The 10,481-nt window shown below is 66.2% G+C and carries 9 protein-coding genes; 2 read left to right on the top strand and 7 right to left on the bottom strand.

Annotation, left to right across the window (positions count from 1 at the left end; translation table 11 throughout):
* The first annotated feature begins 138 nt into the window (after window positions 1-138).
* Together VGM20_09805 and VGM20_09800 are read left to right on the top strand one after the other, a co-directional pair.
* On the top strand, window positions 139-465 hold the full coding sequence (locus VGM20_09805; protein HEY4101158.1) for a PadR family transcriptional regulator: 327 nt from the start codon (window positions 139-141) through the stop codon (window positions 463-465).
* Window positions 465-3,110 carry an ABC transporter permease gene (locus VGM20_09800; GenBank protein HEY4101157.1) on the top strand — a complete coding sequence of 882 codons (2,646 nt, stop codon included), beginning with the start codon at window positions 465-467 and terminating at the stop codon, window positions 3,108-3,110. Before VGM20_09805 ends, VGM20_09800 begins: the two co-directional genes overlap by 1 nt.
* An 18-nt stretch (window positions 3,111-3,128) precedes the next feature.
* Here VGM20_09800 and murB read toward each other — a convergent pair whose 3' ends face one another.
* From murB to rplQ, 7 genes are all read right to left on the bottom strand, one after another.
* Window positions 3,129-4,076: a UDP-N-acetylmuramate dehydrogenase gene (gene murB, locus VGM20_09795; protein HEY4101156.1), complete on the bottom strand. Its 948-nt coding sequence runs from the start codon at window positions 4,074-4,076 to the stop codon at window positions 3,129-3,131.
* Window positions 4,073-4,534: a DUF1801 domain-containing protein gene (locus VGM20_09790; GenBank protein ID HEY4101155.1), complete on the bottom strand. Its 462-nt coding sequence runs from the start codon at window positions 4,532-4,534 to the stop codon at window positions 4,073-4,075. Before VGM20_09790 ends, murB begins: the two co-directional genes overlap by 4 nt.
* A gap of 12 nt (window positions 4,535-4,546) precedes the next feature.
* Window positions 4,547-7,804: a carbamoyl-phosphate synthase large subunit gene (gene carB / locus VGM20_09785; protein ID HEY4101154.1), complete on the bottom strand. Its 3,258-nt coding sequence runs from the start codon at window positions 7,802-7,804 to the stop codon at window positions 4,547-4,549.
* Window positions 7,788-8,726 (bottom strand): NAD-dependent epimerase/dehydratase family protein, encoded by a 939-nt coding sequence (locus VGM20_09780; GenBank protein ID HEY4101153.1) that lies wholly within the window; start codon window positions 8,724-8,726, stop codon window positions 7,788-7,790. The genes carB and VGM20_09780 overlap by 17 nt, the downstream gene beginning before the upstream one ends.
* Complete coding sequence (gene gmd, locus VGM20_09775; GenBank protein HEY4101152.1) at window positions 8,723-9,685, bottom strand: GDP-mannose 4,6-dehydratase; 963 nt, start codon at window positions 9,683-9,685, stop codon at window positions 8,723-8,725. Before gmd ends, VGM20_09780 begins: the two co-directional genes overlap by 4 nt.
* A gap of 223 nt (window positions 9,686-9,908) precedes the next feature.
* A complete protein-coding gene (gene rpmB / locus VGM20_09770; GenBank protein ID HEY4101151.1) occupies window positions 9,909-10,115 on the bottom strand; it encodes a 50S ribosomal protein L28 in 207 nt (68 codons plus the stop codon).
* Between the two features lie 9 nt (window positions 10,116-10,124).
* Window positions 10,125-10,481: a 50S ribosomal protein L17 gene (gene rplQ / locus VGM20_09765; GenBank protein ID HEY4101150.1), complete on the bottom strand. Its 357-nt coding sequence runs from the start codon at window positions 10,479-10,481 to the stop codon at window positions 10,125-10,127.

The following is a 10,481-nucleotide window of genomic DNA, read 5'->3' as shown; positions in this document are numbered from 1 at the left end:
GGTACCGCGGACGAAGATAGATGGAATGGAATATGGACTCTCGCAACCTTTTTCCGGTCTGGTACGTCATACCCATTAGTATCTTAGGTATAAGACTCTCAGGGACGGGACTCCATGGCCGGCGACCAGATGGGCTTGATGCGCGGTACTCTCGACATCCTGATCCTCCGCACCCTCGCGTGGGGGCCGACGCACGGCTACGCGATCTCACGGTGGATTCGCGAAACAACGAAGGACGAACTGCAGATCGAGGAAGGGGCGCTCTATCCGGCGCTCCGCCGCCTCGAGGCGCGGGAGGTTGTGGAGTCGTCGTGGCAGGTTACCGAGACCGGGCGGGAAGCGAAGGTCTATCAGCTTACCCCGGCGGGTCGGCGGCAGCTGGAGCGCGATCTGGCCGGCTGGAAGCGCTACGTCCAGGCGATGAGTCGCGTGATCGACGCGCGGCCGCGCGGAGCGGTCGCCTGATGCCCCGCCCCGACGAAGAATTGCCGCTGTCGTCGGTGAAGCCGGTCGACGAGGACGTGCGCCAGGAACTCGCCGACCATATCGCGCGCCGCACCGACGAATTGATCGCGCAGGGATGGAACGCGGGCGACGCCCGCGCCGAAGCGACCCGGGTGTTCGGTGACATGCGCGGCGTGGCTGACGAATGTCGCGACATCACCGCGCGAGCACGCAAGTCGCGCCGGCGGGCGGAATGGATCGACGGGATATCGAATGACATCCGCTTTGCGTTCCGGCTGCTGCGCCGATCGCCGACGTTCGCCGCCGTTGCGATTGCGACGCTTGCCCTCGGCGTTGGAGCCAACACCGCGATCTTCTCGCTGATCAACGGCGTCCTCCTGCGTCCCCTCCCGTTCAATCACGGCGAGCAGCTCGTCGACGCGATGGAACTGCACAAGACGACCTACGCCTATCTCTCGTACACCAACTTCCAGGACCTGCGGGCGCGGAACCGTTCGTTCCAGCAGCTTGCCCAGTACGGTGCGGGACAGGCCACCGTCCTCGGCCTGAATCAACCGATCCGGGCGACCGGTGCGAATGTCACCGCCGACTTTTTCCCGATGATGCGCGTCAAGCCCGAGCTGGGCCGGCTGACCACGCCGTCGGATCATGCCTTTGGCGCGGCGCCGGTCGCGGTGGTCAGCGATCGATTCTGGCGTGAATACCTCGGCGCGAATCCCGATCTTGCGTCGATCCGGCTCCGCTCCGATCTCACGTATCAGGTCGTCGGCGTCCTGCCCCCGGGGTTCGTCTTTCCGGATGAATCGGACATCTGGGTGCCGCTCGAATTGCAGCAGCAGGCGACGTCGCGAACGGCCCACAACTGGGCGACGCTCGGGCGCCTCCGCGACGGGGTGAGCGTGGAACAGGCGCGACAGGATTTCAACACGATCCTCACGCAGATCGGCGAGACCGCAGGCACCGACTTCGACGCGGTGGGAAGCCGCCTGACGCCGCTGCACACGGTGCTTGCGGGAGGTGCGCGCACCCCGCTCCTCCTCCTCCTCGGGGCGTCGGGACTGCTGCTCCTCATTGCGTGCACCAACCTGGCGAGCACGCTGCTGGCGCGCGGCACCGCTCGCCAGGGAGAACTCGCCGTGCGCACCGCTATTGGCGCCGGCCGCTCGCGTGTGGTACGACAGGTCTTCACCGAGAGCCTGGTCATCTCGGTCCTCGGCTGCGGTATCGGTCTCGCCCTCGCTGAAGGGCTGCTGCGGTTGATGACTATCGTTGCGCCGCCGGATCTGAAGGTGATGGAGTCGGCGCACCTCGATCCGACGGTGCTTGGCTTTACTGCACTTGTGGCCGTGAGCACGGCAGTCCTGTTCGGATTTCTCCCGGCGCTCAGGATGTCGGATATCGATACCGGTCAGCTGATGCGCGGGTCGCGCGGGGGAAGTGCGCGGCGCGGGAAGGTCTGGTCGACACTCGTTGCCGTTGAAGTCGCGCTCGCGGTGGTGCTGCTGATCGGAAGCACGCTGCTACTCCGCTCCTTTGCCAACGTGATGCACGTCGATCTCGGATTCGATCCGACACACGTGGTGACGGCGGCGATCGATCTTCCCGAGTCGAACTATCCCGACGTCACCCAGGCGATCGCATTTCACGATCGCGCACTGACGCTGGTCCGCGCCATCCCGGGTGTGGACGCGGCCGGCGTGACCAACGACTTGCCGGCGATTACGCCGTACCCCATCGGCGGTATCGAAGTCGAGGGGAAGCCACGGATCGTTCCCGATCGGCCGTATACCGGCATCGCGGTCTATCGTCTCGCATCGACCGGATTCTTCTCGGCCATGCGGATTCCGATTGTTCGCGGCCGCGACTTCACCGAAGGCGACGTGCCGTCGTCGCAGCTCGTGGCGATCGTCAATCAGGAAATGGCGGCGAAGGAGTGGCCCGGCCAGGACCCGATCGGGAAGCGGTTTCGCGTCGCCGGGATGGATTCCGACAAGGAACAACCGTGGGCGATGGTCATCGGGGTCGCCCACAACGTCCCCGGCGGTTCGCTGACCTCGGCGCCGAACGAGACCTACTACTTCTCGTACCGGCAGTTGCCGTTCCGGTCACGATGGCTGACCGCGGTGGTTCGCAGCGCGGAAGCACCGGCGATCGTGGAAGCGCAGCTGCGCAAGGTCTTCGCCCAGGCGGATCCGAATGCGCCGGTGCAGTTCAGCACGATGAGCCACGCGCTGACCGATGCCGTCGCGACGCGGCGATTCATGGCGCTGCTCCTGACACTCTTCGCTGTCGTGGCGCTGCTGCTGGCAGGAATCGGTATCTATGGCGTCGTGGCGTACTCGGTGGCGCAGCGGACCCGCGAAATCGGGATCCGCATCGCCCTCGGCGCGACCCCTCGGCGAGTCGGGCTGATGGTCCAGGGGAGCGCGATGTCGATTGTGCTGGCGGGGATCGGCGTCGGCGTCGCGGGTGCCTATGCGGCAACGCGCCTGCTGCAATCACTGCTTTACGGCGTCACTCCGACTGATCCGGTCGCGTTTGGTGGCGTGATCGCGATCCTGATCATCACGGCGGTCGCGGCGAGCTGGGCACCGGCGCGGCGGGGCACGCAGGTCGATCCGATCACGGCGATCCGAGCGGAATAACCGGCGTCGCGTCGGCCCTTACCCGATAAGTCCCTCGCTGGTGACGAGCTTCACTTCCGGCTCGAGTGCGACACCGAACTGATCGGCGACTTTCCGCTGGGCGAGCACCATCAGCTGCTTCACGTCCGCGGCAGTCCCGCCACCGGTGTTCACGAAGTAGTTGGCGTGCATCGGCGAGATCTCGACCGGCCCGACGCGCATCCCCTTGAGTCCCGCAGCTTCGATGAACTGACCAGCTGTTCGCGGCGACGCCGGATCGTGCTCCGCCGGGAGCGCCGGATTCTTGAACACCGACCCACAACACGGCTGATTGAATGGCGTCATGGTCTTTCGCCACTGGTAGAGCTCTTCGGTCTCGGACTCCAGCGTTGCCGCGTCCTCCGGATGAAGGTCGACGGTGGCGCTCACGACGACGACGCGACCGAGGGCACTGCGCCTGTAGGTGAATCGCGCGTCGGCGGCTGGCACGACTCGATCGTTTCCAATCTCGTCGATCACTGCGACCGATTGCACGGTGTCACGCCACTCGGCGCCGTGGCATCCTGCGTTCATCACGATCCCGCCGCCAACGCTCCCGGGAACGCCAACCATCTTGTGGATCCCGCCGAATCCGGCAGCCGCCGTGCGCTTGGCCGCGAGGGGTTGGGGCATCCCCGCACCGATCGTCCAGCGGGCGCCATCCTGTACCAGCGCATCGATTCCCTTCCCCAGTCGAATCACCAGTGCGGTGAGTCCATCGTCGGGGAACAGAAGGTTGGAACCGAGTCCAAGCGCGAACCATGCGACGTGATGCTCGCCGGCGACCCGCAGCGCGTGCGCGACATCTTCCGCGCCGGCCGGGTGCAGCACGGTCGCGGGACCACCGATGCGGTAGGTTGACCAGCGCGACAGCGCCTCGCCGTCGCGCACTTCTCCGTGCACGCGGGCTCGCAGCGCAGCAATGAATCCGGGATCTCTGGCGGTCACTTCGTCCGGGGGCCCTTCGTGCTCTTTCTCTCGGCGCGCCTGGCTATGGCGATGGCGCGGATCCCGGCGACACTGGCATCGATCATCTCGTCGAGCGCAGCGCGGTCGATGTCGGCGAGGCGCTTGATGTAGACGCAGCCGACACCGCTACGATGGGGCCCCAGTCGCGTCAGCAGCCGGGTGCGTGGCGGACCGAAGAGCCCGTCGCAATACAGCACGAATTCGCGAGCGCGCGGCGCGAAGCCGATTTCGAATCGGTCGCCCTCGTGACCGCTGCCGTATCGGTAGTGAATGTCGCCGAATCCGATGATGCCGCCGGTCCAGACGACGGGCGCGTGTCCGGTTACCCGGCGCATCATGGCAATCAACTGGTCGGTGTCGGCACGACGATCGGCATCGAGTGTGTCGAGGAACTCACCGATCGGCTGAACGCCGCCTCTGCTCTTTTGCGCTGCCATCGGAACTCCCGGTCAGGTCGCGAGCGCCTGGCGCGCCAGGGCGTGCCACTCCTGGAGTGAGCAGACCTCGAGGCGGCGGCTCTTCATCGCGATGATCGCATCGCACGCCGCCGAGGCCGCCGACATCGTCGTCGTGTAGGGAATGCCGTGTTGCAGCGCGGTGCGGCGCATGGCGTAATCGTCGGCCTGCGTCAGCTTGCCGAGCGGCGTGTTCACGAGCAGGTGCACCTGCCCCGACACCATCAGGTCGATGCCGTTGGGCCGTCCCTCGTACACCTTGAGGACGCGCTCGGCGGGAATCCCGCGAGCGCGCAGGTAGCGCTGTGTCCCCGACGTCGCGAGGATGCGAAAGCCGAGCTCGTGGAAGCGACGGGCGATCGGGACCACCGTCGGCTTGTCGTGATCGTTGACGGTCACGAACACCGAACCGCTGAGGGGAAGCTCGCCGTCGGCGCTTGCCTGCGCCTTGGCGAACGCCATCCCGAACGAATCGGCGATTCCCATCACTTCGCCGGTCGACCGCATCTCCGGGCCGAGCCGGGTATCGACGCCGGGAAACTTGGAGAACGGGAAGACCGCCTCCTTCACGGCGACGTATGGCTGCAGCGGATCGTCGGTGAGGCCGAGCGAATCGAGCGCCTTCCCGGTCATCACCGCCGCGGCAAGCGACGCAAGCGGCACCCCGGTGGTCTTCGACACGAATGGGATGGTGCGCGACGCCCGCGGATTGACCTCGAGGCAATAGACGACGCCATCCTTGATCGCGTATTGTGCGTTGATCAGCCCGACCACGCCGAGTGCCCTGGCAAAGGCGCGGGTGTGCTCGCGCATCTGCTCGACCTGGTCCTCGGTGATGAGGTACGGCGGGAGGACGCACGCGGAGTCGCCGGAATGAATGCCGGCGTCCTCGATGTGCTGCATCACGCCACCGATCACCACGTTGGTCCCGTCGCAGATCGCGTCGACGTCGGCTTCGAACGCATCCTCGAGGAATGAGTCGATCAGCACCGGATGCCCAGGTGCCACGCGGGCCGCTTCGTCGAAGAATCCGTGAAGCTCCTCGGCATCGTAGACGATGCGCATCGCGCGTCCGCCGAGGACGTAGCTCGGCCGCACCAGCACCGGATAGCCGATCCGCTCCGCCACCTCGAGCGCCATCTCCACCGTGTCGGCAGTCCCATTGGGCGGCTGACGGATCCCCAATTGTCGCACCAGCGCTTCGAACTGCTTGCGGTCTTCCGCGGCGTCGATGGCGTCGGGCGACGTGCCGAGGATCGGCACACCGGCGGCCTGCAGTGCCTTGGCGAGCTTGAGCGGCGTCTGGCCGCCGAGTTGTACGACCACGCCGATCGGATGCTCGACGTTCACGATCTCGAGGACGTGCTCCAGCGTGAGCGGCTCGAAGTAGAGGACGTCCGAGATGTCGAAATCGGTGGAGACTGTTTCCGGATTCGAATTGACCATCACGGTGCGGTAGCCAAGTTCGCGGAAGGCGAGGGTCGCCCGGACGCAGCAATAGTCGAATTCGACGCCCTGTCCGATCCGGTTGGGCCCCGAGCCGAGAATGATCACGGTCGGCCGGCCGTCGTGCGACGCTTCGTTCTCCTCATCCCAGCAGGAATAGAGGTACGGCGTGCTCGACGGAAACTCTCCGGCACAGGTATCCACGGTCTTGTACACCGGCCGCAGGGCGAGGCGATGCCGCGTGTCGCGGATCTCCGACTCCTGGAGCTGCTTGAGGTCGGCAAGCTGCCAGTCGGAGAACCCGGCCCGTTTGAGGCGGAGGAGCGTCGCGCGATCGGCGGCGTCATCCGTTCCGAAGGGATAGGCGATCCACTCGTCTTCCATCCGCACCAGCTCGTCGAGCTGATGGAGGAACCAGCGATCGATCCCCGAGGCTTCGTGGAGGTCGTCGATGGTCACACCAGAGACGAGCGCGCGCTTCACCTGGAACAAACGCTCCGGTGTCGGGACGCGGATCGCGGCGAGCAGTGTCGCACGGTCGATGTCACTCAAGCGGTCGTCGATCGGTCCGGCGCCGATCACCCAGCCGGCGCGTCCGGTTTCGAGGCCGCGGAATCCCTTCTGGAGCGCTTCCTTGAACGTCCGGCCGATCGCCATCGCCTCGCCGACCGACTTCATCTGGGTGGTGAGGAACGGCTCGGCGGCGGGGAATTTCTCGAAGGCGAAGCGTGGCACCTTGACGACGACGTAGTCGAGCACCGGTTCGAACGACGCCGGCGTGGTCCGCGTGATGTCGTTGGGAAGCTCGTCGAGCGTGTAGCCGACGGCGACCTTGGTGCCGATCCGTGCGATCGGGAATCCGGTCGCCTTGCTTGCCAGCGCAGACGATCGCGACACGCGGGGATTCATCTCGATCACCAGTTGCTGACCGCTGACCGGGTCGACGGCGAACTGGATGTTGCATCCACCAGCGGCGACGCCGACCTCGCGAATGATCGCGATCGATGCGTCGCGCATCTGCTGGTATTCGCGATCGGTGAGCGTCATCGCGGGCGCCACCGTGATCGAGTCGCCGGTGTGCACGCCCATCGGATCGAGATTCTCGATCGAGCAGACGATGACGACATTGTCGGCGCCGTCACGCATGACCTCGAGCTCGAACTCCTTCCACCCGATGATGCTGCGCTCCACCAGCACCGAGTGCACCGGCGAGAGTTCAAGGCCGCGCCGGAGCAGCGTCTCGAATTCCTCACGGTTGTAGGCGATCCCGCCGCCCGAGCCGCCGAGCGTGAATGACGGACGGAGGATCGCGGGATACCCGGTGCGCTCCACGCCGGCGAGTCCCTCTTCAACCGTCGAGACCACGGTGCCCGCGGGCGTCGCCAGGCCGATCCGCACCATCGCCGCTGCGAACTCGGCGCGGTCTTCGGCGATGCGGATGGCGCGCTCGTTCGCGCCGATCAGCTCGACGCCGTACTTCTCGAGGGTCCCGTCGCGAACCAGCGCCATCGCCACGTTGAGCGCCGTCTGTCCGCCCATGGTCGGCAGCAGCGCGTCGGGTCGCTCGCGCTCGATGACCTTCGTGACCCATTCCGGCGTCACCGGTTCGATGTAGGTCCGATCGGCGATCTCGGGATCGGTCATGATCGTCGCGGGATTCGAGTTCACCAGGATGACGCGGTATCCCTCCTCCTTGAGCGCGCGAACCGCCTGCGTGCCGGAGTAGTCGAATTCCGCCCCCTGACCGATGACGATCGGGCCCGAACCGATGATGAGAATCGAGGAGAGGTCAGTCCGCTTGGGCATGCACCAGATCCTGGAGCGTACGGTCGAAAGGAATCTCCGGCACCCAGCCGGTGGCGCGGCGCAGTCGCGACGCGTCGCCGATGAGGACCGGAATATCGTCGGGGCGTGCGAGCGCCGCATCCATCTCCGCGCGAGCGTCGACGCCGATCAGCGCGGCCAGCTCGGCGAAGCAGTCGGCGAGCTTGCGGCCGGTGCCGCTCGCCACATTGTAAATCGTTCCCGCTTCGCCGTGTTCCAGCAGCAGCAAGTAGGCGCGGACCACGTCGCGGACATCAAGAAAATCACGGACGGGGTTGAGATTCCCCGTCCTGATCGTCGTGGATCCTCGGCGTTTGGCTTCGACGAGCCTGTGCGCCAGGGCCGGCAGGACGTAGTCGGCGGCCTGATCGGGACCGGTGTGGGTGAACGGCCTCGCCACGATGACCGGCAACCCCGCTTTCCCTTGCGCCAGAACCGCTCCTTCGCCCGCAGCCTTGCTCACCGCATACGGCGATCGCGGCGATCGCGGCGTCGATTCATCGATTGGTCCGGCGTGTCCGGGGCCGTACACCTCGCCGCTCGAGACGAAGAGGAACCTGGGCGAACCCGAGTGAGCGATGAGGCTCACCAGGACGGCGGTCGCTTCGGCATTGACGGCGAGTGCTGCGGCCGGGTCCTGCCGAGCCGCAGCACCGGAAGCGATGGCGGCGAGGTGGACGACGGCGTCGGGTGTGGTTTCCGCGAGACGCTGAAGGTCGGTTGTCTCCCGCAGATCGGCCGCGACGGCCACGACCGGCGGGAGGCCGTCGGTGACGGCCCATTCCGGGGGAAGTGCCGCGCCCGGCAGGACCGAGGCGACGACCTGCATTCCCTGCGCGCGAGCGGCCCGCACCAGCCAGCGCCCCACGAAGCCGCCGGCGCCGGTGACGAGGAGTCGGGTCACTTCGCCTGCAAGCGGGCAAGGTCCGCATCGACCATCATCGTCACCAATTGCTCGAACGGGACCTCGGGTTTCCAGCCGAGTTCGGTGGTGATGCGCGACGGGTCGGCGATCAGATAGTCCACTTCCGCAGGACGATAGAATTTCGGATCGATCGCGACGTACGTGCGCCAGTCGAGCCCGGCGTGCTCGAAGGCGATCCGCACCAGATCTTCCACCGAGTGCGCCTTCCCGGTGCCGACCACGTAGTCCTGCGGCGCCGGCGCCTGCAGCATCCGCCACATCGCGTCGACGTAGTCACCGGCGAATCCCCAGTCGCGCTTCGCCTCGAGATTCCCCATGCGAAGTTCGGTAGCGAGGCCGAGCTTGATGCGGGCCACCGCGTCGCTCACCTTGCGCGTCACGAACTCGATTCCGCGTCGCGGCGATTCGTGATTGAAGAGGATTCCGCTCACCGCGTAGAGGCCGTACGACTCGCGATAGTTCACCGTGATCCAGTGGCCGTACAACTTGGCGACGCCGTAGGGCGATCGCGGGTAGAACGGTGTCGATTCGCGCTGCGGCGTCTGCTGCACCTTGCCGAACATCTCCGACGAACTCGCCTGATAGAAGCGCGCCGTCGGACAGACGAGGCGCAATGCCTCGAGGATCCGGGTGACGCCGAGCGCGGTGAATTCGCCGGTGAGGACCGGCTGCGTGAACGAGGTCGGCACGAACGACTGCGCGGCGAGGTTGTAGACCTCGTCGGGCTGCACGTCGTGCAGGACGGTGGTGAGCGAATGCTGGTCTAGGAGATCGGCGGCGACGATCTGCACCCGGGGGATCAGGTGTTCGATCCGTTCGTACGAATGGTGCGACGTCCGCCGCACCACGCCGATGACTTCGTACCCCTTGGCGAGAAGGTGCTCGGCGAGGTACGAGCCATCCTGGCCGGTGATCCCGGTGATCAGTGCGCGCGGCATGTCGAGTCCGGAAAAAAGGAGGGGAGCCGAATGCGGTGCGGAAGTGGGGCGGCGCGCCAGCGCGGGCTCGGGATGGGCGGCATGTCGAGGCGGGAATCTACATGGCACGGCGGCGGAGCGCTCCGCCCTGGGAAATGGCCGCCGGGGGCGTTCCCCGCAAAACAGCGAAGGCCCCGCTCGGGGGCCTTCGTCATCACATCAGACCATCAGGTACGTCGCGGCGCTACGCCGCCGGTGCTACCGACGCCTTGACCACCTTGCCGCCCTTGAGGCATTGGGTGCATACCCGCACGCGCCGCGGCATGCCATCCCGCATCACCCGCACCGTCTGCAGATTGGGAAACCACCGGCGCTTGCGGCGATTGTTGGCGTGGCTCACATGGTTGCCGGTGGTCGGCCCCTTGCCACAGGTAGTACAGACTCGTGCCATCGGTCCCGCCTACTCGGAAAGAAGTTCGATGCGCGCCATCTCGGCGCCGTCACCCGGGCGGTGCCCGAGCTTGAGAATCCGGGTGTAGCCACCGGGCCGCGATGCGAAGCGCGGGCCGATCGTCTTGAAGAGCTTGGTGAGCACGGCGCGATTGGGGATCTTCTGCTCCACCTGACGAATGGCGTGCAGATCACCGCGACGCGCGAGCGTCACGAGCTTCTCGGCGTAGGGACGAAGCTCCTTCGCCTTGGCGATCGTCGTGTTGATCCCTTCATGCTCGAAGAGCGACGCCGCCATGTTGCGCAGCAACGCGCGCCGGTGGCTCGCGGTGCGCGAGAGCTGGCGACCCTTGGCACGATGACGCAT

It is taken from the genome of Gemmatimonadales bacterium (genome assembly GCA_036500345.1).
GTDB lineage: Bacteria > Gemmatimonadota > Gemmatimonadetes > Gemmatimonadales > GWC2-71-9 > Palsa-1233.
Note: the sequence above shows the minus strand (reverse complement) of the source record. Positions and strands in the feature narration are given on the sequence as shown.

Coding starts and splice junctions, on each gene's coding strand:
- carB (HEY4101154.1), bottom strand. CDS start 7,804: ATGCCCAAGCGGACTGACCTCTCCTCGATTCTCATCATCGGTTCGGGC.
- gmd (HEY4101152.1), bottom strand. CDS start 9,685: ATGCCGCGCGCACTGATCACCGGGATCACCGGCCAGGATGGCTCGTAC.
- rpmB (HEY4101151.1), bottom strand. CDS start 10,115: ATGGCACGAGTCTGTACTACCTGTGGCAAGGGGCCGACCACCGGCAAC.
- rplQ (HEY4101150.1), bottom strand. CDS start 10,481: ATGCGTCATCGTGCCAAGGGTCGCCAGCTCTCGCGCACCGCGAGCCAC.
- VGM20_09805 (HEY4101158.1), top strand. CDS start 139: ATGCGCGGTACTCTCGACATCCTGATCCTCCGCACCCTCGCGTGGGGG.
- VGM20_09790 (HEY4101155.1), bottom strand. CDS start 4,534: ATGGCAGCGCAAAAGAGCAGAGGCGGCGTTCAGCCGATCGGTGAGTTC.
- VGM20_09800 (HEY4101157.1), top strand. CDS start 465: ATGCCCCGCCCCGACGAAGAATTGCCGCTGTCGTCGGTGAAGCCGGTC.